This window comes from Rhodothermus marinus (genome assembly GCF_009936275.1).
Lineage (GTDB): Bacteria > Bacteroidota > Rhodothermia > Rhodothermales > Rhodothermaceae > Rhodothermus > Rhodothermus marinus_A.
This window is the reverse complement of the sequence record NZ_AP019797.1, coordinates 1-22,963: the sequence shown is the minus strand read 5'-3', so window position 1 is coordinate 22,963 and position 22,963 is coordinate 1. Positions and strand designations below refer to the sequence as shown.

At 64.7% G+C, this 22,963-nt stretch carries 24 protein-coding genes and 4 tRNA genes; 12 read left to right on the top strand and 16 right to left on the bottom strand.

Annotated features, from left to right (window positions below; all coding sequences use genetic code 11):
• Nucleotides 1-53 precede the first annotated feature (53 nt).
• The 8 genes from GYH26_RS00135 to GYH26_RS00105 all read left to right on the top strand — a co-directional run bounded on the left by GYH26_RS00135 (nt 54) and on the right by GYH26_RS00105 (nt 3,887).
• The gene (locus tag GYH26_RS00135) at nt 54-884 is read left to right on the top strand and encodes a hypothetical protein (protein WP_161539996.1); all 831 of its coding nucleotides are present in this window, start codon (nt 54-56) and stop codon (nt 882-884) included.
• Between the two features lie 4 nt (nt 885-888).
• Nucleotides 889-2,145, top strand: a complete 1,257-nt coding sequence (locus GYH26_RS00130; protein WP_161539995.1) for an ABC transporter permease — start codon at nt 889-891, stop codon at nt 2,143-2,145.
• A gap of 9 nt (nt 2,146-2,154) precedes the next feature.
• Nucleotides 2,155-2,931, top strand: coding sequence for a phosphosulfolactate synthase (locus tag GYH26_RS00125; protein WP_161539994.1), 777 nt, complete (start codon nt 2,155-2,157; stop codon nt 2,929-2,931).
• Nucleotides 2,932-3,059: 128 nt separating this feature from the next.
• The gene (gene rpmB, locus GYH26_RS00120; protein ID WP_012842542.1) at nt 3,060-3,296 is read left to right on the top strand and encodes a 50S ribosomal protein L28; all 237 of its coding nucleotides are present in this window, start codon (nt 3,060-3,062) and stop codon (nt 3,294-3,296) included.
• 17 nt (nt 3,297-3,313) lie between these two features.
• Nucleotides 3,314-3,487, top strand: a complete 174-nt coding sequence (gene rpmG, locus GYH26_RS00115; RefSeq protein WP_012842541.1) for a 50S ribosomal protein L33 — start codon at nt 3,314-3,316, stop codon at nt 3,485-3,487.
• A 3-nt stretch (nt 3,488-3,490) separates the two neighbouring features.
• Nucleotides 3,491-3,655 carry a hypothetical protein gene (locus GYH26_RS15030; RefSeq protein ID WP_014065763.1) on the top strand — a complete coding sequence of 55 codons (165 nt, stop codon included), beginning with the start codon at nt 3,491-3,493 and terminating at the stop codon, nt 3,653-3,655.
• Between the two features lie 72 nt (nt 3,656-3,727).
• Nucleotides 3,728-3,805: transfer RNA gene (locus tag GYH26_RS00110), tRNA-Pro, on the top strand.
• Nucleotides 3,806-3,813: 8 nt separating this feature from the next.
• Nucleotides 3,814-3,887: transfer RNA gene (locus GYH26_RS00105), tRNA-Arg, on the top strand.
• A 32-nt stretch (nt 3,888-3,919) separates the two neighbouring features.
• On the opposite strand, the gene GYH26_RS00100 is transcribed toward GYH26_RS00105, so the two are convergent.
• Nucleotides 3,920-4,675: a slipin family protein gene (locus tag GYH26_RS00100; protein WP_161539993.1), complete on the bottom strand. Its 756-nt coding sequence runs from the start codon at nt 4,673-4,675 to the stop codon at nt 3,920-3,922.
• A gap of 25 nt (nt 4,676-4,700) precedes the next feature.
• A complete protein-coding gene (locus GYH26_RS00095) occupies nt 4,701-6,014 on the bottom strand; it encodes an NfeD family protein (RefSeq protein WP_161539992.1) in 1,314 nt (437 codons plus the stop codon).
• A 139-nt stretch (nt 6,015-6,153) separates the two neighbouring features.
• Between GYH26_RS00095 and GYH26_RS00090 the strand changes: the two genes are divergently transcribed.
• A complete protein-coding gene (locus tag GYH26_RS00090) occupies nt 6,154-7,830 on the top strand; it encodes a glycosyl hydrolase (protein WP_161539991.1) in 1,677 nt (558 codons plus the stop codon).
• An 87-nt stretch (nt 7,831-7,917) separates the two neighbouring features.
• Nucleotides 7,918-7,988: transfer RNA gene (locus tag GYH26_RS00085), tRNA-Cys, on the top strand.
• Nucleotides 7,989-8,031: 43 nt separating this feature from the next.
• Here the strand turns inward: GYH26_RS00085 and GYH26_RS00080 are convergent.
• The 12 genes from GYH26_RS00080 to rplM form a co-directional block, all read right to left on the bottom strand.
• A complete protein-coding gene (locus GYH26_RS00080; protein WP_161539990.1) occupies nt 8,032-10,242 on the bottom strand; it encodes a replicative DNA helicase in 2,211 nt (736 codons plus the stop codon).
• A gap of 16 nt (nt 10,243-10,258) precedes the next feature.
• On the bottom strand, nt 10,259-11,050 hold the full coding sequence (locus GYH26_RS00075; RefSeq protein WP_161539989.1) for a uracil-DNA glycosylase: 792 nt from the start codon (nt 11,048-11,050) through the stop codon (nt 10,259-10,261).
• A gap of 77 nt (nt 11,051-11,127) precedes the next feature.
• Nucleotides 11,128-12,354, bottom strand: coding sequence for a bifunctional phosphopantothenoylcysteine decarboxylase/phosphopantothenate--cysteine ligase CoaBC (gene coaBC, locus GYH26_RS00070; protein WP_161539988.1), 1,227 nt, complete (start codon nt 12,352-12,354; stop codon nt 11,128-11,130).
• 11 nt (nt 12,355-12,365) lie between these two features.
• Entirely contained in the window at nt 12,366-12,935 is a 570-nt protein-coding gene (gmk, locus tag GYH26_RS00065) for a guanylate kinase (protein WP_014065756.1), read from the bottom strand.
• Between the two features lie 3 nt (nt 12,936-12,938).
• The gene (locus GYH26_RS00060; protein ID WP_161539987.1) at nt 12,939-13,817 is read right to left on the bottom strand and encodes a YicC/YloC family endoribonuclease; all 879 of its coding nucleotides are present in this window, start codon (nt 13,815-13,817) and stop codon (nt 12,939-12,941) included.
• Nucleotides 13,818-13,883: 66 nt separating this feature from the next.
• Nucleotides 13,884-13,974: transfer RNA gene (locus tag GYH26_RS00055), tRNA-Ser, on the bottom strand.
• 51 nt (nt 13,975-14,025) lie between these two features.
• Nucleotides 14,026-14,595, bottom strand: coding sequence for a ribosome recycling factor (gene frr, locus GYH26_RS00050; protein ID WP_174238464.1), 570 nt, complete (start codon nt 14,593-14,595; stop codon nt 14,026-14,028).
• Between the two features lie 34 nt (nt 14,596-14,629).
• A complete protein-coding gene (gene pyrH, locus GYH26_RS00045) occupies nt 14,630-15,415 on the bottom strand; it encodes a UMP kinase (RefSeq protein ID WP_161539986.1) in 786 nt (261 codons plus the stop codon).
• 131 nt (nt 15,416-15,546) lie between these two features.
• The gene (gene tsf / locus GYH26_RS00040; protein WP_014065753.1) at nt 15,547-16,377 is read right to left on the bottom strand and encodes a translation elongation factor Ts; all 831 of its coding nucleotides are present in this window, start codon (nt 16,375-16,377) and stop codon (nt 15,547-15,549) included.
• Between the two features lie 32 nt (nt 16,378-16,409).
• On the bottom strand, nt 16,410-17,309 hold the full coding sequence (gene rpsB / locus GYH26_RS00035) for a 30S ribosomal protein S2 (RefSeq protein WP_242006498.1): 900 nt from the start codon (nt 17,307-17,309) through the stop codon (nt 16,410-16,412).
• Between the two features lie 101 nt (nt 17,310-17,410).
• On the bottom strand, nt 17,411-17,812 hold the full coding sequence (rpsI, locus tag GYH26_RS00030) for a 30S ribosomal protein S9 (protein ID WP_014065751.1): 402 nt from the start codon (nt 17,810-17,812) through the stop codon (nt 17,411-17,413).
• 20 nt (nt 17,813-17,832) lie between these two features.
• Nucleotides 17,833-18,276 carry a 50S ribosomal protein L13 gene (gene rplM / locus GYH26_RS00025; RefSeq protein WP_014065750.1) on the bottom strand — a complete coding sequence of 148 codons (444 nt, stop codon included), beginning with the start codon at nt 18,274-18,276 and terminating at the stop codon, nt 17,833-17,835.
• Between the two features lie 230 nt (nt 18,277-18,506).
• On the opposite strand from rplM, the gene GYH26_RS00020 reads away from it, so the two are divergent.
• Together GYH26_RS00020 and GYH26_RS00015 are read left to right on the top strand one after the other, a co-directional pair.
• The gene (locus GYH26_RS00020; RefSeq protein WP_161539985.1) at nt 18,507-19,139 is read left to right on the top strand and encodes an RNA polymerase sigma factor; all 633 of its coding nucleotides are present in this window, start codon (nt 18,507-18,509) and stop codon (nt 19,137-19,139) included.
• A gap of 104 nt (nt 19,140-19,243) precedes the next feature.
• Entirely contained in the window at nt 19,244-20,254 is a 1,011-nt protein-coding gene (locus GYH26_RS00015; protein WP_161539984.1) for a tetratricopeptide repeat protein, read from the top strand.
• On the opposite strand, the gene dnaN is transcribed toward GYH26_RS00015, so the two are convergent.
• Nucleotides 20,255-21,394 carry a DNA polymerase III subunit beta gene (gene dnaN / locus GYH26_RS00010; RefSeq protein ID WP_014065747.1) on the bottom strand — a complete coding sequence of 380 codons (1,140 nt, stop codon included), beginning with the start codon at nt 21,392-21,394 and terminating at the stop codon, nt 20,255-20,257.
• 57 nt (nt 21,395-21,451) lie between these two features.
• Nucleotides 21,452-22,963, bottom strand: coding sequence for a chromosomal replication initiator protein DnaA (gene dnaA / locus GYH26_RS00005; protein ID WP_014065746.1), 1,512 nt, complete (start codon nt 22,961-22,963; stop codon nt 21,452-21,454).

Below are 22,963 nucleotides of genomic sequence, written 5' to 3'. Positions count from 1 at the left end.
CGTGTGCCGCGCGGTGTTGTTACTTTTCCCCGAAAAATCAAATCGTCGAAGGCATGCGGTTTTACGCGGTTGTGCTTTTGATCCTGCTGGCGGGCTGTCGCACGCGTCCGGCGGAAACGCCTGCAGCGGCCGATTCTGTGGCGATTCCCGTGCACACGCGGGCCGATTCGCTGGCGCTGCGTGTCTACCGGGCCTGCGGTGGGCCGGAGGTCTGGCGGGCGTTGCCTTACGTCCGGTTCGACTACGCGGTAGCGCACGACGGCCCCCGGCGCCTGCTGGCACACCACCTCTGGCATCGCCCCAGCGGTCGGTACCGGCTGGAATGGGTGCGGGAGGACGATTCGCTCTACGTGGCGCTGTTCAACGTGCGCACGCGGCGCGGCCAGGTCTACCGCAACGGGCGGCCGCTGGCCGAGGCGGCCAACCGCCGGCTGCTGGAGGAGGCCTACCGTCGCTTTGTCAACGATACGTTCTGGCTGCTGTTGCCCGTGCGGCTTTTCGAGCCGGAGGTGCAGCGCTTCTACGAGGCCGACTCGGCGACGACCACGCACGAGGTACTGCGCCTGGAACTCGCACGGGCCCAGTGGCTTCCGGCCCGGCGCTTCTGGCTCTACGTGGATCGCCAGGAAGGACTGATTGCCGAGCTGGCCTATCCGGCCCGCGACAATCCCGAGGCGTTGCCGGCCCGCTACCGGTGGGAAGGATACAGGACGTGGGAAACTCCTTTCGGGCCGGTGCGTCTGGCAACGCGCAAGGTGTATCGCTATGCGCCGTTAATCATCTTTACGGACAATCTGGCTTTTCCGGACGCATTGCCGGAGGCGCTGTTTACGGACCCGTTGCCCCGCCTGGGCCAACCACTGACGCCGACTTCGGAACGCTGACACGATGGACGTTCGCTTGCTGCTGGCCCGCCGCTACCTGATGGCGCGGCATCAGGTGACGCTGATCGCCGTCATTACCGGCATTTCGGTGCTGGGTGTGGCGGTGGGCGTGGCCGCCCTGATCGTGGTGCTTTCCGTGATGAACGGCTTCTACCGGGTGGTGCGCGATCTGCTGGTGTCGGTCGATCCGCACGTGCGCATTGTGAGCACCACGCCGGGCGGCCTGGCCGTGGACGATTCGCTGGAGCAGTACCTGCGGGGGTTGCCCCATGTGACGGAGGTGACGGCCTACGTGGAGGGCAAGGCGCTGCTGCTCTACGAAGGCGAGGGCGAGGTGAACAAGGTGGTGATCGTGCGGGGCGTCGAGCCCGAGGCGCTGGAGGCGATGGGCGCGGCGCGGGTTTTCGGGAGCGTGGACCTGCAGCGGCGCGAGGGCCGACCGGGCATCTTGGTGGGCATGCCACTGGCCCGCCGGCTGGGACTGCTTCCGGCCAGCTCGACCGACCCGGCCAGTCAGGTTGGGTTGCTCTCGGCACCCGCGCTCGAGCAGTTGCTCACCCAACCGCTGGCGCCACCGCCCCTGATCCGCTTCGAGGTGCGCGGCCTTTACCAGCTGACGTCGGGTTATGACGAAAGCCACGTGTTCGTGGCGCTCGAAGAAGCCCGGCGGCTGTTTCGCATGGGCGATCGGGTCGATGGCATCGCGCTGCGACTGGACGACGTGGCCCACGCGGCCGCCCTCAAGGCGCTCCTGGAGCAGCAGCTCGACACGACCCGTTACCGCGTGCAGACCTGGTACGACCTGCAGCGGGGGCTCTACGACGTAATGCGGCTGGAAAAGTGGGGCGCCTCGCTGATTCTGGCGCTGATCGTGGTGGTGGCCGCCTTCAGCATCGTGGGCGCGCTTACCATGGTGGTCATCGAAAAACGAAGGGACATCGGCGTGCTCCAGGCGATGGGACTTTCCCGGAAGCGGGTGCGTCAGGTGTTCCTGCTGGCGGGTCTGCTGATCGGCGTGGCCGGCGCCGGTCTGGGGCTGTTGCTGGGAGTCGGACTGGCCCTGCTGCAGCAGCACTTCCAGCTGGTTCCGTTGCCGGGTGCCGAGGCCTTCTTGATTCATGCCTATCCGGTGGCCATCGAAATCACGGACCTGCTGGGCATCACGCTGGCGGCGCTGGTGCTCTGCGTGCTGGCGGCGCTCTACCCGGCGGCCCGCGCGGCCGCCATCGAGCCGGCCCAGGCCGTTCATCTGGACATCTGACCAAGCGCCATGCTGCAGAAACTTCCCTCTATGCCCGAGCGGCCGGAACGTCCCCGAACCTTCGGCCTGACGCTCATGCTCGACAAAGGGCTCTCGGTTCGACAGGTGGAAGACGTGCTGGAGGTGGCCGGCCCTTACATCGATCTGGTCAAGCTGGGGTGGGGGACGGCGCTGCTCACGCCCTGTCTGGAACGCAAGCTGGCCTGCTACCGGGCGGCCGGGCTTCCCGTCTATCTGGGCGGGACGCTGTTCGAAGCGTTCTACCTGCGCGGTGAACTGGACGCCTACTGTCGGTTGGTCGAGCGGCTCGGGCTTGCGCACGTGGAGGTATCCGACGGGGTCCTGACCATTCCGCTGGAAGAAAAGCTGCGCGTCATCCGGCAACTGGCCGCGCACTTCGTGGTGCTGAGCGAGGTAGGCTCCAAGGATGCCGAACGCATTCTCCCTCCCTACCGGTGGGTGCAGCAGATTCAGGCCGAACTGGAAGCAGGTAGCTGGAAGGTGATCTGCGAAGCCCGGGAAAGCGGCACGGTGGGACTCTATCGCCCCAGCGGTGAAGTGCGGGCCGGACTGGTCGACGAAATCGTTGCGATGGTTCCACCGGCGCAGCTCATCTTCGAGGCGCCCCGCAAGGTGCAACAGGTCTGGTTCATCCGCCACCTGGGACCCAATGTGAACCTGGGCAACATCGCGCCCGAAGAGGTGCTCCCGCTGGAAACGTTGCGGCGGGGGCTTCGGGCCGATACACTGCTGGACGGCTACCGGCAGGCTTCTTCGACTTCCTGACGCTCGTTTTTGCGAAACCTTTGCGGAAGCCTGGGCTTAGAAGGAAGGCTTTCGCCAGCAGGGCGCATTGCGCCCGCAGGGATCCTTTTACTAAATTATCAAACTCGGAAATTCAGTCGCGCGTTGTCATGGCACGTAGAGATCAGCTGACGGGTAAAGGGCCGGTATCGGGGCATAACGTCTCGCACGCCAACAACAAGACGAAACGGCGTTTTCTCCCCAACCTGCAGAAGAAGCGGTTCTACATTCCGGAGGAGAAGCGCTGGATCACGCTCCGCGTCTCGGCCAAAACGATGAAGACGATCAACAAGAAAGGGCTCAAGGCGGTGCTGGACGAGGCGCGCCGTCAGGGTATCAAAATCTAAAACCGTGAGAGTGAGCGATGGCTAAAAAGGGGAAAGAAGCCCGGGTGCAGGTCATTCTGGAGTGCACGGAAGCGCCGGGCACCTCGCGTTACGTGACCACCAAGAACCGGCGCAACACCCCGGGCCGACTGGAGTTAAGAAAGTACAATCCGGTTCTTCGTCGCCACACTTTGCATCGGGAGGTGAAATAAGCCATGGCCAAGGTCAGCAAGAACCAGCGGACGGACCGCGTCAAGAATCGCCAGCAGGTCAAGATGGCCAAAATTGTGGTGGCCGAGAAGAAGCCGAACGGCCAGTATCGGTTTCGCGAGCGGGTTGTGCCGCTCGAGGCCGTCAACCAGGCGGTTCAGGCCGGTTGATCGGTTGCTGGGAGTTTGGTAGGCGCGCCCCGGGAATCCACTCGGGGCGCTGTCGTGTTCTATGGAACGACTCGGGGCGTAGCGCAGCCCGGTTAGCGCGTCTGCTTTGGGAGCAGAAGGTCGCCGGTTCAAATCCGGCCGCCCCGACCATCGGATAAGCCCCGGTAGCTCAACCGGACAGAGCAGCGGCCTTCTAAGCCGCCGGTTGCAGGTTCGAGTCCTGCCCGGGGCGCCGGCCCGGCTTCGGTCCGGGCTTTTTTGTGTTCAGCGCTGCTTCTTTGGCTCCAGCAACGGACGTATCAACTCCAGCGGGATCGGGAAGACGATCGTCGTATTGTTTTCGGAGCCGACTTCCACGAGCGTCTGCAGAAAGCGCATCTGCATGGCCATGGGGTGCGCCTCGAGCATGGCGGCCGCCTGAGCCAGTTGCTCGGCCGCCTGCAGCTCACCCTGGGCGTGGATCACCTTGGCGCGGCGTTCCCGTTCGCTTTCCGCCTGCTTGGCCATGGCCCGCTTCATGTGTTCGGGCAGATCCACGTGCTTGACCTCCACCAGCGACACTTTGATGCCCCAGGGATCCGACTGCTGGTCGATGACCTCCTGCAACCGACGGTTGATCTTTTCGCGCTCGGCCAGCAGTTCGTCCAGTTCCACCTGTCCCACAATGCTCCGGAGTGAAGTCTGGGAAAGCTGGGTGGTGGCATAGCGGTAATCTTCCACCTCCAGCACGGCCTTCATGGGATCGACCACGCGGAAATAGACCACGGCATTCACGCGCACTGACACGTTGTCGCGCGTGATCACGTCCTGCTCAGGCACGTCGTGTACGAACGTGCGCAGGCTGACGCGCACCATGCGGTCGATCGGCCAGAACACGAACACGATGCCCGGACCCTTCGGCTCGGGGAGGGCCCGGCCCATCCGAAAGATGACGCCGCGCTGATACTCGTACAGAATGCGAATGCAGCTGATGAAATACAGCACGATCAGTCCGATGACGATGCCTGTCGACGAAAGCATGGCCGCACCTCCGGCTGGTTGGTTTTCAGGTTGACGCAATCGGTGAAACCCAGAGGCAGAGTCCCTCCCGGCGTTCGATGCGGACGGGCTGGCCCGCCCGAACCGGGGCCGTGCTACAGGCCCGCCACCACTCGCCGTGAATGAACACGTAGCCCTGGAAGTGATCGCCTTCGGGCACAAAGTCTTCGCGCGCCACGGCCTGCTGGCCGATCAGCGTTTCGTCGCCCACGCGGGCCGGCCGGCGCTGAATGCGCAGCGCATTGCCCAGCAGAAACAGCGCGATCAGTGCCGTGGCCAGCGCCACCGGCACCACCAGGGCGGCCGAAACCTTCGGAAAGCCCATCGGACTTTCCACGAGCATCAATCCACCCAGGATCAGGCACACGACGCCCCCCACGGTCAGCAGGCCAAAACTGGGCACGAAAGCCTCGGCCACGAGCATGCCCAGGCCCAGCACCAGCAGGGCCAGGCCGACGTAGTTGACCGGCAGGATGGAGAGCCCGTAGAAGCCCAGCATCAGAAAGATGGCGCCCAGCGTGCCGGGAATGCCCCAGCCGGGCGTGTAGAGCTCGAACAGCAGTCCGTAGAAGCCCAGCATCAGCAGCAGGAAGGCGATGTTCGGATTGGAAAGCGCCGCCAGGATGCGTTCGCCCCACCAGCGCTCGATCGTGTGCACGGTGGCCCCGGCCGTCTGCAGCGTTACGCTCTGGCCGTCGAGCGCCACGTTCCGGCCGTCCAGCAACACCAGCAGTGAGTCCAGCGAAGGCGCCAGCAGATCGACCACATTCTGGGCCACGGCCTCCCGGGCCGTCAGCGTCTGGCTTTCCGAGACAGCCCGCGCCGCCCAGTCGGCGTTGCGTCCCCGATACTGGGCCAGCGCCCGCGCCCAGGCCACCGCATCGTTCAGGATCTTCTCCGACATGGGATCGACCCGGGCCGTGTCGGGCGGTGCCGCCGGTCCTCCTCCGAGCTGCACGGGATGGGCGGCGCCGATGTGCGTGCCCGGGGCCATGGCGGCCACGTGCGCGGCCAGCGTGATGAACACCCCGGCTGAGGCCGCCCGCGCGCCCGGCGGTGTCACGTAGACGACGATCGGAATCGGACTCCGCAGGAAAAGCTGCACGATGTCGCGCGTGGCCTCGACGAGCCCACCCGGCGTGTCCATTTCGACGACGAGGCAGACCGCCCCGTTTTCCGTGGCCTCACGCAACCCGCGCCGGATGAATCGGAAGGTCGCCGGCGTGATCGGCTCGTCCTCCAGCGCCAGTCGGTAAACCACCGGCGCGGGCGTCTGAGCTGGCATCGGCAGCAGCATCAGCCACAGCAGCAGGGGCCACATGGTAATCAGGCTTTTTTAGGAAAATATGAAAAACGGCGCCGGAAGCCTATGGCCTGTCCCAAAAGCTTTAGACGTTTTCCCGATAAAGATGCGCCGGTGTTATATTTTGTCAATCAATTAGAAAAAAACGAAAAGGCGCATGACGCTGCTGCTGGTCTGGCTGATTTTCACCGGCGTGGCCGGAGAGATCCGGCTCGAAGCCGAAGACGGGGAATTGCTGGGCGTTGCGGTCGATTCGACCCTGACGGGCTATTCAGGACGTGGTTACGTCACCGGCTTCGACGCCCCCGAAGACAGCGTGCGTTTTTCCTTCGAGGCGCCCCGTGGTGTCTATCGCGTGTTTTTCGGCGTGTCCTTCTCCTCACGCTTTGCTTCCTATGCGTTGCGGGTGGACGACTGGCACCAGACCGGTTCACTGATCAAGCGGGGCGGGGGCTTTTTTGAGGCCTCCATCGGCGAGATCTGGCTGGACGAGGGGGCACACACGATGGCGTTTCAGCTCATGAACGGAGCCCTGGACTACGTGCGCCTGGAGCCGGTCTCGTACGGGCCGCCTGCGCGGCCGCCGGCGCAGCTCAGCGATTCGCAGGCGACCGCCTCGGCGCAGGCGCTCTTTGCCTTTCTGCTTTCGGAGTACGGCCGGCATATCCTGGCCGGGCAGCAACAGAATCCCTACCGGCGCGACTTCGACGCGATCAACTATGTTCGCAATGTAACCGGCAAGGAGCCCGCCCTGGTGTCGTTCGACCTGATCGACTACTCGCCCACGCGGGAAGCACACGGGGTCGTGCACTACCAGACGCCCGAGGACTGGATTGCCTGGGCAGGCCGGGACGGCATCGTTTCGCTCATGTGGCACTGGAACGCCCCCACCGACCTGATCGAGGATCCCTCGCAGGACTGCTACTGGTGGTACGGCTTCTACACCCGATGCACGACGTTCGACGTGGCTGCGGCGCTGGCCGACACGAGTTCGGAGCGCTACCGGCTGCTGCTTCGAGACATCGACGTGATTGCCGCCCAGCTTCAGAAATTCCAGCAGGCCGACGTTCCCGTGCTCTGGCGGCCGTTGCACGAGGCCGCCGGCGGCTGGTTCTGGTGGGGTGCGAAGGGCCCCGAGCCCTTCAAACAGCTCTGGCGCCTGCTCTACGAGCGTCTGGTGCACCATCACGGGCTGCACAACCTGATCTGGGTGTATACGCACGAGCCGGGCGCGGCCGAGTGGTATCCGGGCGACGCCTACGTGGACATCGTGGGCCGGGACGTGTACGCCGACGACCCCGACGCGCTCATGCGCGGCGACTGGAACGAGCTGCAGACACTTTTTGGCGGGCGTAAACTGGTGGCGCTGACCGAAACGGGCACGTTGCCGGATGTAGAGGTCATCACCGACTATGGCATCTGGTGGAGTTGGTTTTCGATCTGGACCGATCCGTTTCTGCGCGATGTCGATCCGGATCGCCTGATGCGCGTCTATCACAGCGAGCGCGTGCTGACGCGGGACGAATTGCCCGACTGGCGCAGCTACGTGCTGCATACGACGACCGTGCAGCCCGCGGGCGATCTGGCGCTGGCCGTGTATCCCAATCCGGGTGCCGGCCGGTTGCACGTGGAAGTCGGATTGTCCGTGGCCGCGCCGGTGGTCGTGGAGGTGTTCAACCTGCTGGGCCAGCGGGTCTTCCGGTATCAGGCAGGCATGCAGCCGGCCGGCCTCTGGCGGCGGGCGTTCGCGCTGGAGCTGGCGCCCGGCGTCTATCTGGTCCAGGTGCGGGCCGGGAATCTGGTAGCCCGTCGGCGCTGGGTAAGCGTTCGCTGAGCGGCCGGAACCCGTCGGCGAAATCCTCGTTAGCCGTGCCCCCGATGGATCCGGCGGGTCTGTTCTGTCGTAAGACGGAGCGGAAACGGTGACGTGGCCGAGTGGCTAGGCAGGGGCCTGCAAAGCCCCGTACGGCGGTTCGAATCCGCCCGTCACCTCAAAAAGAAGCCCCGGCGCCCAATGCGTCGGGGCTTTTTCCGTTCAGAAAGGCGCTTCGTCGGGAGGCCCGGAAGGCAGGATGGTCTCATCCGGCGTCTCGGGCAGGGGCGTTCCGGGCTCCGGCTGGTACATCGTCAGGTTCTCGAAGCGGGCGTACTGGTTGATGAAGGCCAGGCGCACGGTGCCGGTCGGGCCGTTGCGCTGCTTGCCGATGATGATCTCGGCGATACCCTCGGTGGAGTTGCCGTTTTCGTCCACCGTAATGCCGTAGCGTTCGGGCCGGTAGATAAATAGTACGACGTCGGCATCCTGCTCGATACTGTTATGGGCGATAATGTCGTTGGCCACGAAGTTGTGCGGCCCGGGAACGGTCAGATCGAACACTTCTTCGACGCCATCCGGCTCGATCGAAACGATAGGATCCCAGTAGACATCGCTTTCTGCTGGCTGACGAAGCTCCGGACAGGTCGCGGCTTCGTCAGGGCGAAGCGCGAGCGCACGACTTAAGTGCTGGTAAACGGTTGCGCTTCTGAAGTCAGTTCCTACCGGTGCAGCGAGTTCCAGGTGTGGTAAAAGGGCGGGTGCGCACCGGATCGCATGAGATGGCAGGGTAGAGCCATCGCCGATGAGATGGCCCAGTAGCGCCAGCTCTGCTTCGGTGAGGGTTGAGGTAGAAGCTGTGGGAATACGGCGGGGTAGCGCCAGGTAGTCGCCTGGCTGAAGTTCGTCCACGCGTTTCCAACCCTGAGGGGTCAGAAAGCGGTGATTGGCCGTGGCCCGGATGCTTCGGCCCAGCTGGGTGGTCAGACGATAGACCGGTTTGATCCCGGTGCAGAATGCCCTGCTGACCCGGGCGCGCTCCAGACGATACGTCTGAGGATTCAGGGCCCACACAGAGAAATTCTGCTGGCCCACCAGCTCGCGAATCGGTACGCGTCGCCCATCGGCCAACGTAATCAGTGTGTCTCCGGCAAGGCACCCGCTTTCGCGTAGATCGGAGAGTTGGGGGCGTTTGTCGCCGCCGCGGGTTTCGACGGCACGGCTGAGCTGGGAGAGGGCCACGACCGGCACGTTCAGCTCCTTGGCCAGCGCCTTGAGCGAGCGGGAGATCTGGGCGATTTCCTGCTCGCGGTTGGCGTTACGCGGCATGTGGGAAGCCTGCATGAGCTGCAGGTAGTCGACGATCACCAGCCCGATGTCGTGCTCGGCCTTCAGGCGGCGGCATTTGGCGCGGAGTTCGAGCACGCCGAGCGAGGGGGTGTCGTCGATGAAGATCGGCGCGTCCGAGAGACGTCCGGCCGCGCGGGCCAGTTTGCGCCAGTCCTCGTCGCGCAGTCGTCCGGTGCGGGCCGCCTGGGCATCGACGCGGGCCTCGGCCGTCAGCAGGCGCTGGGCCAGCTGCTCGGCGCCCATCTCCAGGGAGAAGATGGCCACGCCCGTGCCGTAGTGCGGGTGCAGCGCGGCGTTGCGCGCGCAGCTCAGCGCAAAGGCGGTCTTGCCCATCGACGGACGGGCCGCGATGATGATCAGATCGCCCCGTTGCCAGCCGCCCGTCAGCGCATCGAGCTGGTGGAAGCCGCTGGGGACGCCCGTGATGCCACCGGGTCGACCGTGAATGGCTTCCAGCCGCTCCAGCGTCTCTTTGACGACCTCGTTCATCGAACGGGCGGCCTTACGCAGGTGCACGTCCGACAGCCGGAAGATCTCGGCCTCCACCTCGTCGAGCAGCTCGAAAGCGTCGGCGGCCGGATCGTAGGCGCGGCCGACGAGCAGCGTCATCACCTCGATCATACGGCGCAGGAGCGCCTTCTCGGCGATGATCCGGGCGTGGTATTCGACGTTGGCCGCCGAGGCCACGCGGGTGGTCAGTTCACTCAGGTAGATCGTGTCGCCGGCCTGCTCCAGCTCGCCCGTGCGCCGCAGCTCCTCGGTGACCGTCAGCAGATCGACGCCCCGGTTCTGCTCGAACAGCCGGATGATGGCGCGAAAGATGCGCTGGTGGCGGCCGTCGTAGAAGGCCTCGGGCGTCAGAATCTCCAGCGCCCGGGGGATCGCCTCCGGCTCGATGAGCATGGCGCCGAGCACGGCCTGCTCCAGTTCGACGGCCTGGGGCGGCACGCGTCCGGCCTGTTGGTGCAGCGCATGAATCTGGGCACGCGTGCGGCGTCGCCCGCCGGTCAGTTTCTCCAGCGGGTAGGGCGGCGCTTCCTCTTCGCCAATGCTCAACCGGGGACGCTCCTCAAACTCGGCCATGGTTTTCCTGCAGGTTTCAGCGCGTTGCCGTGCCCATCAGGCGATCGTAGTGGGCGCGCAGTAGCTGGAGATCTTCCCAGGCCAGCCGCTTCCACTGGGGATTGCGCAGCAGAGCGGCCGGGTGGAAGGTGACGACGACCGGCAGCCCGTGAAAGTCGTGCACCTTGCCCCGAAGGGCACGCAGCGAACCGTTCCGGCCCAGCAACGCATTGCCGGCAATGCGCCCCACACACAGGATGATCCGGGGCTTCACCAGCGCGATCTGTTTGTACAGAATGGGCAGGTGCGCTTCGATCTCGTCCGGCTGGGGATCCCGGTTGTGGGGCGGGCGGCTTTTCAGCACGTTCGTGATGTAGACTTCTTCGCGCTCGAAGCCGATGGCTTTGAGCATTTTGTTGAGCAATTGGCCGGCCGGACCCACGAACGGCTCGCCCTGGCGATCTTCTTCGGCCCCGGGCGCCTCGCCGATCACCATGAGATCCGCCTCGGGGTTACCGACGCCGAAGACCGGGTTCGTGCGGCGGGCGTCGATCGGGATCAGGACCGTTTCGGCCACGTAGCGGGCCACTTCGTCGAGCGTGCGCATGGCCCGCAGCGGCGACTCGAGCGGAATCAGCGCCTCGATGCGGGCGTAGGGATCCGTCGGAGCCGATTCCGGCGGGGGCTGCGGCTGGCCGAACAGGTCCTGGTTGCTCGGGGCGTGTTCCGGGGTGGACATGGCGACCGGGGTTTTCCAGAAGCCCAGCGGGCCCAGCAGCGCGTACTCCTGCAGCAGAGCGTCACGGACGGCGTGCAGCAGCTCCTGCATGGACCCTCCCGGGGCAGTACATGAAGACGACACCCCGAAAAGCTACGGGGTTTTTCCGTGTTACACAAGAGAAGATTTCAGCCGGAAGGGATTTCCCGCAGCACGCGGTCGAGAAGCGCTTCGGCCGCTTCGTCTTTGGGCAGGAGGGGCAGCTCTTCCAGGTGGCCGCTTCGGTGCAGCAGTGTCAGGCGGTTGGTCCCGGTGCCGAAGCCGGCGCCTGGTTCGTTCAGGCGGTTGAGTGCGATCCAGTCGAGGTTTTTGCGGCGGAGCTTTTCGCGGGCGTTTTCGAGCGCATTGTCGGTTTCCATGGCAAAGCCCACAAGCACCTGATCGGGACGACGGCGCCGGCCCAGTTCGGCCAGAATGTCGGGCGTGCGTTGCAGGCGGAGCACCAGTTCGTCCGCTTCTTTTTTGAGCTTGGAAGGCGAAGTTTCGACGGGCGCATAGTCGGCCACGGCGGCCGCCATAAAGACGAAATCGGCCGTGTCGGCATGCCGGAGCACGGCTTCGTACATCTCGCGGGCCGAGGTGACGTCGATGCGGGTGACGCCGGGCGGGGTGGGGAGCAGCGTGGGGCCGGTGATGAGCGTCACGCGGGCACCGCGTCGGGCGGCCGCCCGGGCCAGTGCGAAGCCCATGGTGCCGGTGGAGGGGTTTGTCAGGCACCGGACCGGATCGATCATCTCCCGCGTGGGGCCGGCCGTCACCAGCACGTGCTTGCCGGCCAGGGAATGCCGTCGTGCGAGCAGGGCGGCCACATGCGCCGCGATGCGCTCGGGGTCGGGCAGGCGCCCGTCGCCCACGAGCCCGCTGGCCAGCTCGCCGAACTCCGGCGGCAGGATCTCGTAGCCGTACCGGCGCAGTTGCTCCAGATTTCGCTGCGTGGCCGGATGGTGGTACATGTCGTGGTCCATGGCCGGACAGAGCAGCACCGGACAGCGGGCCGAAAGGAGCGTGGCGGCCAGCATGGTGTCGCAGAAGCCGTGCGCCAGCCGGGCCAGCGTCTGCGCCGTGGCGGGCGCCACGACGGCCAGATCGGCCCAGCGTCCGAGATGGACGTGCTTCGTCCAGGAGCCGGGTTCGTTTTCCGGAAAGAGCTCGACGAGCACTTCGCGTTCGGAAAGCGTGCCGAGCGTCAGCGGCGTGATGAAGCGCGTGGCGTCGGGCGTCATGATGACCTGCACCTCGGCACCGGCTTTTTTGAACAGCCGGACCAGCTCGGCCGCCTTGTAGGCGGCAATGCTCCCGGTGACGCCCAGCAACAGATGGCGGCCTGCAAGCGAAGCGAGGGGTTTCGGGACCATAGAGATCGGGGTCAGGGCCGCTCCAGAAACGAGCGCACCAGACGAAGGGTTTCGGCCGCGGCCCGCTCCAGGTCGTCGTTGACCACCACGGCGTCGAAGCGATCGGCCATCGCCAGCTCCATACGGGCGCGCTCCAGACGCTGGCGCAGCGTCGTGTCGTCTTCGGTGCCCCGGTTGCGCAGGCGTTCGGCCAGGGCCTCGAGCGAAGGCGGCTGCACGAAGATGGCGAAAGCCTCGTCGCCGAAGCGTTCCTTGACGCGCAGCGCGCCCTTGACGTCGATGTCGAGCAGCACGGGGTGGTCGCGGCTGGCCTGCTCGATTTCCCGGCGCAGCGTCCCGTAGAAGCGGCCGGGATAGACCTCCTCGTATTCGATCAGTTCGCCCTGCTCGATGAGCCGCCGGAATTCGTCTTCGGACAGGAAGTAGTAATCCACGCCATGGCGCTCGCCGGGACGGGGCGGACGCGTGGTGGCCGATACCGAGAAGCGAAGCTGGGGCAGCGCCTCCTGCAGGCGACGGGCCAGCGTGGTTTTGCCGGCTCCGCTGGGAGCGGTCAGGATGACGATCCGGGGCTCCGGCATGGGCTACTCGATGTTCTGGATCTGCTCGCGGATCTTTTCGACTTCTTCTTTGATCTCGACGGCCAGCAGGGCGATCGTGGCGTCGTTGGCTTTGGCGCCGATCGTGTTGGCCTCGCGGTGCAGCTCCTGGGTCAGGAAGTTCAGGCGGCGGCCGCTGGGCTCCTCGGCCTGCAGCGCCTCGCGGAAGTGCTGCAGGTGGGCCCGGAGCCGAACGCATTCCTCGGTGATGTCGAGCCGATCGGCCAGCAGCACGATTTCGAGTTCGAGCCGATCCGGGTCGATCTGATCGTCCCGCAGCAGTTCCTGCACGCGGGCCCGCAGTTTTTCGCGGGCTTCGACGAGGCGTTCGGGCGCGCGGGCTTCGATGGCTTCGAGGCGGCGGGCGATGGCCTCCAGGCGGGCTTCCAGGTCGGCCTGCAGCAGGGCGCCTTCCTGGCGGCGGGTGGCCTGCAGGGCCTCGATGGCCCGGCTGAGCGCCTCCATCAGCACCTGACGGATGCGGTCGTCCTCTTCCGGCACTTCCGGACGCTCGAAGAGGTCGGGCAGCGTCAGCAGGTGTTCGAGCCGGATCGGGTCGGACAGGCCGGCTTCCGCACGCAGCGCTTCGAGCTGGGCCAGGTACTGACGGGCCGCGTCAAGGTTAAGACGTGGCAGCAGGCCCGCTTCCGGGGGCAGCTTCAGATCGATCTGGGCGGTGATGCGGCCACGGCTGAAGGCCTGGCGGATGGCCGCCAGGACGTCCGGTTCGTACAGCGACGCGATGCGGGGCAGCCGCACCGAGACGTCCAGGTAGCGATTGTTGACCGAGCGCAGCTCGACGGTGGCCGTAAAGCCGTCGCGTTCGGCCTGGCCGCGCCCGAAGCCGGTCATGCTGGCGATCATGGGCCGCAACGTCGGGTTGGTCCAAACGAAAAGCCGGGTTGCCCGTCGGTTTACGGCAACCCGGCCTGGCGGAGAGGGTGGGATTCGAACCCACGGTACCGGTGAACGGTACACACGCTCTCCAGGCGTGCCCCTTCGACCGCTCGGGCACCTCTCCGCAAGCGCCCTACTTTATGGCATCGGTCGGCCGGGAGTTCCGGGCCTCCCGTCAGACTTCCATGATTTCGGCCTCCTTGCGCTCCAGAAGGTGATTGATCTTTTCGATGTAGCTGTCGGTGAGTTTCTGGAGTTCCTCCTCGGCGACGTGACAGAGATCTTCCGGAAGATGCTCCTCGTCTTTGGCTTTTTTGATATGGTCTTTGGCGTGTCGCCGGATGTTGCGGATGGCCACGCGGGCTTCTTCGGCCCGGATGCGGGCGGCCCGCACCAGCTCCTTGCGTCGCTCTTCGGAAAGCGGCGGAATCGGAATGCGGATGATGTTGCCGTCGTTGGAGGGGTTGAGTCCCAGGTTGGCGTTGATGATGGCCCGTTCGATGGCACCCAGGGCCGAGCGATCCCAGGGTTGCACGATGAGCAGGTCCGGCTGGGGTGCCGTGATGCTGGCCAGCTGCATGAGCGGCGTCATCGTGCCGTAGTACTCGACGCGCACGTCTTCGAGCATGGCCGGCGTGGCGCGTCCGGCCCGGAGTGCGGCCAGCTCGGTGCGCAGATGCGCAAGCGACTTTTCCATGTGCTCGCGCGCGTCGTCCAGAATCAGCTGCAGGTGTTCGTTCGGTATGGCCACCATGGTCCCGTTCGGGTTGGGTTCGTGATCAGGCCTGAGCGGTTTCGGCAAACGAAGGCGGCGTTTCGGTCCAGTAGACCAGCGTCCCGACCGGCTCGCCGCAGACCACGCGCAACAGGTTGCCGGGTTTGTTCATGTTGAAGACAATGATGGGCAGGCCGGCTTCCCGGCACAGCGTGAAGGCCGTCATGTCCATCACGCGCAGATCCCGCTGGATTACCTCCCGCCCGTGGATGGTGGTGAACAGGCGGGCGTTGGGGTCGTGTTCCGGATCGGCCGAATAGACGCCATCGACGCGCGTGCCCTTGAGCAGCACCTCGGCTTCGATCTCCAGCGCGCGCAAGGCGGCGGCCGTGTCGGTGGTGAAGTACGGATTGCCGGTGCCGGCGCCAAAGATCACCACCCGCCCTTTTTCCAGATGCCGGATGGCCCGGCGACGGATGAACGGCTCGGCGATCTGTTCCATTTTGATGCTCGACTGAAGGCGCGTGTCGAGTCCGGCCTGCTCGAGCGCGTCCTGCAGCGCCATCGCGTTGATCATGGTGGCCAGCATGCCCATGTAGTCGGCATGGGCCCGCTTCATGCCACGCGAGGCGTTCTGCACGCCCCGAAAGATGTTGCCGCCGCCGATGACGATGCCCACGGCCACGCCCAGTTCGACCACCTGGCGGATCTCCCGGGCGTAGGTTTCCAGCACGTGCCAGTCGATGCCGTAGGGCTTGCGGCCCATGAGGGCCTCGCCGCTCAGTTTGAGCAGGATACGGCGGTAACGGGGACGCGGTCGGTTGTTCGACGTGTCCGATTCGCCAGCCATGACTCGGAGGGTCTTGCTTCCGAAAAGTAGGCCCTTTCGGGCAGGGATTCAACGCCCCAGCCGGGGCCAGGAGCCGATCGGCTACAAAAAAGCCCGAACCGTTCGGCTCGGGCTTGTGGGCGTCTTGTGAGTTACTCGCCCAGGGCGTAGCGAACGAACCGGCGCACGTCGATGCCGGCCTGCTGGAGTCGCTCCTGGACCGTGATGGCGGCGTCCTTGATGAACGCCTGCTCCAGCAGCACGTGGTCCTTGTAGAAACGCTCCAGTTTGCCCTGCGCGATGCGATCGATAATGTGCTCGGGCTTGCCCTCGTTGCGGGCGGCCTCGCGGGCGATCTCCAGTTCCTTCTGGCGCACCTCCTCCGGCACCTCTTCACGGCGCACCGCCACGGGATTCATGGCGGCCACCTGCATGGCCACGTCGCGTCCGGCCTCTTCGAGCTGGCCATCGCCGACGACTTCGACCAGCACGGCCAGGCGCGAGCCGGGATGCACATAGGAGATGATCCGGCCGCTGTCGGTGGTCAGCACGTCGAAGCGCCGGATGGCGAGCTTTTCGCCAATCTTGCCGGTCAGGTCGATCAACGCCTCTTCGACGGTGCGGCCGTCGGGGAGCTGGAGCTTCAGCAGTGCCTCCAGGTCGGCCGGGCGCTGCTCGAGGATCAGCTGCGCCACCTGCTGCGCAAACGAGGCAAACTCCTCGTTGCGGGCCACGAAGTCGGTCTCGCAGTTGACCTCGACGATGGCGCCGGCCCGACCGTCTTCGCTCACGGCCGTAACGACCAGGCCTTCCTTGGCCTCGCGGTCGGCTCGCTTGGCCGCGACTTTCTGGCCCTTTTTGCGCAGGATCTCGACGGCGGCTTCAAAGTCGCCGCCTGCCTCTTCCAGCGCCCGTTTACAGTCCATCATGCCGACCCCGGTCATTTCCCGGAGCCGCTTTACGTCCTGAGCAGAAATGCCCATTGTTTATGTCCGTCGTTTATGTTCGGAGAATATCAGGAACCTTTCTTGCGACGCCTGGCGCGCGTCTCCTTGGCGGCTTCGGCATCGGCCGCGCGCTTTTCCCGCTCCGCTTTACGCGAGGCTTCTTCCTGCTCGCGCTGCTTGGCCCCTTCGGTGATCGCGTTGGCGATCACCGAGGTGATCAATTCGATGGAGCGTACGGCGTCGTCGTTGGCCGGGATCGGGTAGTCGATCAGCTCCGGGTCGGCGTTCGTGTCGACGATGGCGATGATGGGGATGCCGAGCTTGCGCGCTTCGCTGACGGCGATATGCTCGCGCACCACGTCGACGATGAACAGCGCGCCCGGGAGCTTGGCCATCTGGGCGATGCCGCCGAGCGTCCGCTCCAGCTTTTCACGCTCGCGGCGCTTCATCAGGCGCTCTTTTTTCTTGAGCTGGTCCAGGATGCCCTCTTCTTCCATCCGGGCCAGCTCTTCCATGCGGCGGATGCTCTGGCGGATCGTCTGGAAGTTGGTCAGCGTGCCGCCCAGCCAGCGTTCGACGACGTAGGGCTGACCGCAGGCTTCCGCGTATTTGCGGACGATGTCGCGGGCCTGCTTCTTGGTGCCGACGAACAGGATCTTCTTACCCTGGCGGGCAAAGCGGGCGGCTGCTTCGGCCGCGCGATCGAGGAGCTGCTGCGTCTGCACCAGGTCGATGATGTGGATCCCGTTGCGCTCCATGAAGATGAAGGGGCGCATTTTGGGATTCCACCGGCTGGTCAGGTGCCCGAAGTGGGCGCCGGCTTTGAGCAGCTCCTCGATGGAGACGCGATGCGTGGGCTGGGTTTCAGGAGCCGATGTTTCGGTCGCGGCTTCGGCCACTTCGGCCGTCGTCTCTTCGGAAGCCGAAGCTTCCGTTTCGGGAACGGGTTGCGTTTCGTGTTCGCTCATGGCTGGTTTCGGGTTGGGCCGCTACCTCCGTCATCTGTCCGGCTCAGCCGCCCGCAGGCGGCCACCCGACCGGACATCGGGAGGTATGGGTGATTGAAAAATTACCGCTTCGAGAACTGGAACCGTTTGCGCGCCTTGGGCTGGCCGTACTTCTTGCGCTCGACCATGCGCGGGTCGCGCGTCAGGAAGCCGGCGTCGCGCAGCGGCTTGCGGAATTCCGGGTTGTAGGCGACCAGCGCCCGGGCAATGCCGTGGCGGATGGCCTCGGCCTGGCCGGTCAGACCGCCGCCCTGTACGTTGACGAGCACGTCGAACTGTCCCGTCGTGCCCGTCACCTCGAAGGGTGCCAGAATCACTTTGCGCCGCCATTCCAGCGGGAAGTATTCTTCAAAAGGACGGCGGTTTACCGTGATCTGGCCGTTGCCCGGCCGCAGGTAAACGCGCGCCGTGGCCGTCTTCCGGCGACCAACCGCAATCCACTGGTTCAGGGTTGCTGTAGCCATAACGTGCCTGCAGGCCTTCGTTACAACGTGAGTTCAATGGGTTTCTGGGCCCCGTGCGGATGCGAGGGCCCCGCGTACACCTTCAGCTTGCGCAGCATGCGCCGCCCGAGCGGTCCCTTGGGCAGCATGCCCTTGACCGCGTGCTCGATCAAAAACTCCGGACGGTGCGTGCGCATGTAGGCCGGCGTGCGCAGCCGCTCACCTCCCGGATACCCGGAGTGCTGGAAGTACTGCTTCTGCAGTTCCTTCTTGCCGGTCAGGCGCACCTTGTCCGCGTTGATCACGATCACAAAGTCGCCCATGTCCACATGGGGCGTGTAGGTGGGCTTGTGCTTGCCCCGCAGGATCGTGGCAATCCGCGAGGCCAGCCGGCCCAGCACCTGACCCTCGGCGTCGATCACGTACCAGTTGCGCGTAACCTCTCCGGGCTTGGCGCTGTAGGTCTTGTAGCTGTTGACATCCATGGCGCTTCGTCGAAAGCCAATAAAAACGTCCGGTCTGGCCGGACGTCGTTTTCAGGAAACGTAGCCGCCAAATTTAGGGTTTCCGCGTGTGTGTGTCAAGATGCACACGCTCCGGGCAAAAGCAGGCCATCTCACGCCGTTTCAGGCAAATGGTTTTCCGGGGGCGTGATTCTTCCTTTATTCTTGACGCAATAATGCTTAGCTTTTAGCAAAGCGGGTCTGGAGAAAAGATGGCCGTTCACGACGAACTGGGCGGGCTGGAGGCCCTGGCGGCGCGCTTGCCGTTCCACCCGGACGATCAGGCTGCGGTGGTGGCCCTCTACGAACGCTGGTGCACCTCCCGGCATCCGAAAGATCTGGCGCTGCTGGAACTCTGGCTTTACTGCTTTGTGGGGCGATACTTTCTGATCCGGATGCTCCGGGAGCCCCACCTGTCGGAAGTGGAACTGGAGCAGCTCATCGGCGACACGTTCCTTCGGCTGCGCCGCCAGCTCGATTCGGTGCGCGAAGTGGAACGCTTCGTGAGCTGGGTGGGCACGGCCTGCCGCAATGCCTTTCTGAACTATCTGCGCGCCCTGCGACGGCGACCCATTCCGGAGCCGTACGACCCTCCTGTCGAAGCGCCGGAGGCGGAAGATCATCTGGCGCGGGGTGATCTTGCCCGGCTGCTTCCGGTCCTTGCGGCCGCCGTCGAGCGCCTTCCGGACTTTCTCCGTGAGGTGGCCCGGCTGGCGCTGCTGGAAGGGCTCACCTATCATGAAATCAGCCGGCGGCTGAAAAGACCGCCGGGTACGGTGCGCGTCTACCTGAGCCGGGCCTTTCGCCGCCTGCGTCAGGACCCGGCGTTGCAGGAATTTCTTTAGACAGAATTGATTCGGGATACGTAAGGTCTGGTATTTTGACGAAAGAGGTAACAGAAAGAACTTTTCGGGTTCTTATTTAACAGATACGACCGTAGAAATGCATAATGAAAGAGACCTTAGGCGATAAAATTCTGCGTTATCCCTGGCTTAGCCGGGAAACGCAGCGGGAAATTGAACAGGAAGCCCTTCGTGATCCTGATTGGCGGGAGTTGCTGGAGGCCGTTCAGTCGATCACGCCCTTGCTGCAATCGCTACCCCTGACGCCGGAGGGTCCCATGTCCGAAGAAATGCTGGCCTTCTATCTGGTTACCCGGCGCCTGTCCGATCGACCGCTTCCGCCGTCGCTGGCCGTGCTCTTTGCCCGTCTGGAAGCGCAACTGGAGGCCGATCCGACGCTGCGTCGTCGCTGCGAGGAAATGGCCCGGCAACTGGACGAGCTGGTCCGGAAATTCGATGCGCCGGCGCATTTCGAGCGCCTCACGGGACGCAGCCTGGAGCGCGAGACCGAGCCAGCCCTTGTCGTGGCCGAGGAGCCCGCGTCCTTTGCCACGCCCGCAGGAGATCGGGCCCCGGTCGGTGCGCCGGACCGACCGGCACGGCGTCTTGCCCGCAGGTCCGCCTGGCGCTGGGTGGAGTGCGGCGCCTTTGTCGTGGTCGTGCTGTCGGTGATTTACGGGGGGCTGTTCTGGTGGAGTCGGGCCTCGCAGTCCGAGCTGGAGCGGCTGGGCTTCATCGCGCCGGCGCAGCTTGAAGTCGAGCAGTATCGGGGCGAAGCGGCGCCGAGTGCCTCCGAGGCCGAACGCACCTATCAGGAGGCACTTCAGGAGATCCGGACGGCTTATCGGTCGTTTCTGGGGCTTTTCCCGCACTACGACACGGAGCGTCTGGCCCGGGCCGAGTCGCTTCTGGTGGCCGTGGTGACGGCCATGCCTGAGTCGTCCCCAATCCGACAGGAGGCGCAGTGGCTGCTGGGGAAAGTCCGGCTCCTGCGCCACGATGTGGACGGCGCGCGCCAGGCCCTCCAGGAGGTGGCCGCGCAGGAAGGGCCCTACACCGAAGCGGCCCAACAGCTCCTGACGCGGCTTCGGTGCCTGGAGACACCGGAGCTGTGCTAATCAGGCGTAGGTGTTCAGCATGACCGGCATGATGAGCATAAGCAGGTCTTCGCCTTCAGCCTGCTCGTGCGGCATGACCACGCCGGCCCGGTTAGGCGAACTGAATTCCAGCACGACCTCGTCGGAGTCCACGTTCCCCAGCACTTCGGTCAGATAGCCCGCATTGAAGCCGATCACCATGGGTTCGCCGTCGTAGGCGCAGGGCACGCGCTCGTAGGCTTCGCTGGCCCGCTCGATGTCCTCGGCCGCAATCTCCACATGGTCCGGCTCGAGCGTCAGCCGCACCTGGTTGGTCGTGCTGGAGGCATACAGGCCCACGCGCTTGACGGCCGACAGAAAGGCGTCCCGGTCCACCACCAGCCGCCGGTCGTTTTCGACGGGGATCACCGCCTCGTAGTTGGGATAGACCTCGTCGATCAGGCGGCTGATGATGCGCACCGGTCCCATCTCGAAGGCCACGTGGCGTTCGTCCACGCGGATCGTGCAGGTGCCGTCGAGCTGGGCGGCCAGCTTGGCCACCAGCGACGTGGCCTTTTCCGGGACGATAAATTCCAGGGGCGTCTCGCTGACCAGCTCGCGCAGGCGGAGACGTACCAGCCGGTGGCCGTCGGTGGCCACCACCCGCCCCTCTTCGGGCTGCACCTGGAAGAAGATGCCCATCATGGCCGGGCGCAGCGTGTCTTTGCTGACGGCGAAAGCCGTCTTCTGGATGGCCCGGCGCAGCAGGGCGGCATCGACGCTCAGGCTATGGGCTTCGTCCAGTTCGGGCAGGGCCGGATAGTCGGCGCCGTCGAAGCCCACCATTTTGTAATGCCCCTGATCGGTGGTCAGCGTCACGTTGAACGACTCGTCGGCGCTGAACTGCACCGGCAGATCCGGAAGTGCCCGGAGCGTCTCCAGCAGCCGACGGGCCGGGACGGCCACGCGGCGCGCTCCTTCCTTGCCGTTCTGAAGCTCCAGTTGAATCGGGAGCCGCTCAACGATCGAGATCTCCAGATCCGTCGCGCTCAGCCGGAGCGCGCCGTCTTCCGCCTCGAACAGGATGCACTCCAGAATGGGCATGGTAGCCTTCGAGGGCACCACACCGGCCACCGCCGTCAGGGCCTTCAGCAGGTCGTTGCTGGATACGGTAAAACGCATGGCTTTCTTAAAAAGCTGGCCAGGGGATGCTGGAATATAGGGAAAAATCGCGGGATGTCAGCGGCTGTAAAGCGAGATTTTGTGCCGCAGCTCTTCGATTATTTCCCGGAACTTCGGATCGGTTTCCATGAGGTTTTCCACGCTCTGGCAGGCGTGAATCACCGTCGAGTGATCGCGGCCACCGAAGTGGAGTCCGATTGACTTCAGCGAGTGCTGCGTGAACTGCTTGCAGAAGTACATGGCCACCTGGCGGGCCTGGACGATCTCGCGCTTGCGCGTCTTGGAGCGGATCAGGTCGGGCGCAATGTCGAAGTATTCGCAGACGAGTTGCTGAATCTGGTCGATGGTCAGTGTAACGCGGCTTTCTTTGATCAGGTCGCGCAGGGCTTCGCGGGCCAGTGCCAGGTCGATGTCCCGGCGCTGATAGGCCGCGTGTGCCACCAGCCGGAGCAGCGCCCCTTCCAGCTCCCGGAAGTTGCTCTTGACGTGATGCGCGATGAACTCGATCACGTCGTCGCCCAGTTCGATGCCTTCGTCCTCGGCCTTGCGGCGCAGAATGGCAATGCGCGTTTCCAGATCCGGCGGCTGCACGTCGGCCATCAGTCCCCACTGGAAGCGCGACAGCAACCGCTCTTCGATGCCGGGGATGTCTTTGGGCGGCCGGTCGGCTGAAAGGACGATCTGCTTGCCCGTCTGGTGCAGCGCATTGAAAATGTGGAAAAACTCCTCCTGGGTCTTCTCCTTGCCGCCGAAAAACTGAATGTCGTCGACGATCAGCAGATCGATGTGCCGGTAGAACAGCGAAAACTCGTTGATCCGGTTGTGCTGGATGGCCTGCACGAACTCGTTCGTGAACTGTTCGCTGGAGACGTAGCGGATCGTTTCGGCCGTGCCGTGCTGGCGGGCATAGTTGCCGATCGCCTGGATCAGGTGCGTCTTGCCCAGCCCCACGCCACCGTAAACCAGGAAGGGGTTGAAGCTGGTCGCGCCCGGCTGTTGCGCAATGGCCAGCGCGGCGCTGCGGGCCAGCCGGTTGCAGTCCCCTTCGATGAAGCGTTCGAAGGTGTACTTCGGATCTAACTGGCTGTCGACCTGAATCTTGCGGATGATGCCGGGAATCGCAAAGGGGTTGGCGGGAACGGGCGGCTCCTGCTCGGCGACTTCTACCGGCGATTCCGGCGTACCGGGCGGTACGGTCGGCGAAACCGGACGTGTGCGGGGCGGCGGCGGGGGTGTCGTCGTCTCCGGAGGATGGGCCGGCATGTTGACCGAGATGCCCTCGAAACCGCTCTGCGGGTCCTCTTTCTCGATCACGATCTTGTAGAACAGACGCCCTCTGGGACCCAGCACCTTGGTGATGGTCTTCCGCAACAGGCTGTAGTAGTGCTCTTCCAGCCACTCGTAATAGAAGCGGCTCGGCAGCTCGACCGTCAGCTTGATCTGGTCGTCTTCTTCGGTCAGGCTGACCGGCTTGATCGGCTCAAACCAGGTCTTGAAGCTCTGCCGGCTGACGTTGTCCCGGATGATTTCCAGACAGGCATGCCAGATCGCCTCCGGTGTTCGCTCCAT

What these genes read in the sequence shown, in the direction of transcription:
- GYH26_RS00135 (WP_161539996.1), top strand. Translation starts at nt 54, where the DNA reads ATGCGGTTTTACGCGGTTGTGCTTTTGATCCTGCTGGCGGGCTGTCGC.
- GYH26_RS00130 (WP_161539995.1), top strand. Translation starts at nt 889, where the DNA reads ATGGACGTTCGCTTGCTGCTGGCCCGCCGCTACCTGATGGCGCGGCAT.
- GYH26_RS00125 (WP_161539994.1), top strand. Translation starts at nt 2,155, where the DNA reads ATGCTGCAGAAACTTCCCTCTATGCCCGAGCGGCCGGAACGTCCCCGA.
- rpmB (WP_012842542.1), top strand. Translation starts at nt 3,060, where the DNA reads ATGGCACGTAGAGATCAGCTGACGGGTAAAGGGCCGGTATCGGGGCAT.
- rpmG (WP_012842541.1), top strand. Translation starts at nt 3,314, where the DNA reads ATGGCTAAAAAGGGGAAAGAAGCCCGGGTGCAGGTCATTCTGGAGTGC.
- GYH26_RS15030 (WP_014065763.1), top strand. Translation starts at nt 3,491, where the DNA reads ATGGCCAAGGTCAGCAAGAACCAGCGGACGGACCGCGTCAAGAATCGC.
- GYH26_RS00100 (WP_161539993.1), bottom strand. Translation starts at nt 4,675, where the DNA reads ATGCTTTCGTCGACAGGCATCGTCATCGGACTGATCGTGCTGTATTTC.
- GYH26_RS00095 (WP_161539992.1), bottom strand. Translation starts at nt 6,014, where the DNA reads ATGTGGCCCCTGCTGCTGTGGCTGATGCTGCTGCCGATGCCAGCTCAG.
- GYH26_RS00090 (WP_161539991.1), top strand. Translation starts at nt 6,154, where the DNA reads ATGACGCTGCTGCTGGTCTGGCTGATTTTCACCGGCGTGGCCGGAGAG.
- GYH26_RS00080 (WP_161539990.1), bottom strand. Translation starts at nt 10,242, where the DNA reads ATGGCCGAGTTTGAGGAGCGTCCCCGGTTGAGCATTGGCGAAGAGGAA.
- GYH26_RS00075 (WP_161539989.1), bottom strand. Translation starts at nt 11,050, where the DNA reads ATGCAGGAGCTGCTGCACGCCGTCCGTGACGCTCTGCTGCAGGAGTAC.
- coaBC (WP_161539988.1), bottom strand. Translation starts at nt 12,354, where the DNA reads ATGGTCCCGAAACCCCTCGCTTCGCTTGCAGGCCGCCATCTGTTGCTG.
- gmk (WP_014065756.1), bottom strand. Translation starts at nt 12,935, where the DNA reads ATGCCGGAGCCCCGGATCGTCATCCTGACCGCTCCCAGCGGAGCCGGC.
- GYH26_RS00060 (WP_161539987.1), bottom strand. Translation starts at nt 13,817, where the DNA reads ATGATCGCCAGCATGACCGGCTTCGGGCGCGGCCAGGCCGAACGCGAC.
- pyrH (WP_161539986.1), bottom strand. Translation starts at nt 15,415, where the DNA reads ATGGCTGGCGAATCGGACACGTCGAACAACCGACCGCGTCCCCGTTAC.
- tsf (WP_014065753.1), bottom strand. Translation starts at nt 16,377, where the DNA reads ATGGGCATTTCTGCTCAGGACGTAAAGCGGCTCCGGGAAATGACCGGG.
- rpsB (WP_242006498.1), bottom strand. Translation starts at nt 17,309, where the DNA reads ATGAGCGAACACGAAACGCAACCCGTTCCCGAAACGGAAGCTTCGGCT.
- rpsI (WP_014065751.1), bottom strand. Translation starts at nt 17,812, where the DNA reads ATGGCTACAGCAACCCTGAACCAGTGGATTGCGGTTGGTCGCCGGAAG.
- rplM (WP_014065750.1), bottom strand. Translation starts at nt 18,276, where the DNA reads ATGGATGTCAACAGCTACAAGACCTACAGCGCCAAGCCCGGAGAGGTT.
- GYH26_RS00020 (WP_161539985.1), top strand. Translation starts at nt 18,507, where the DNA reads ATGGCCGTTCACGACGAACTGGGCGGGCTGGAGGCCCTGGCGGCGCGC.
- GYH26_RS00015 (WP_161539984.1), top strand. Translation starts at nt 19,244, where the DNA reads ATGAAAGAGACCTTAGGCGATAAAATTCTGCGTTATCCCTGGCTTAGC.
- dnaN (WP_014065747.1), bottom strand. Translation starts at nt 21,394, where the DNA reads ATGCGTTTTACCGTATCCAGCAACGACCTGCTGAAGGCCCTGACGGCG.
- dnaA (WP_014065746.1), bottom strand. Translation starts at nt 22,963, where the DNA reads ATGGAGCGAACACCGGAGGCGATCTGGCATGCCTGTCTGGAAATCATC.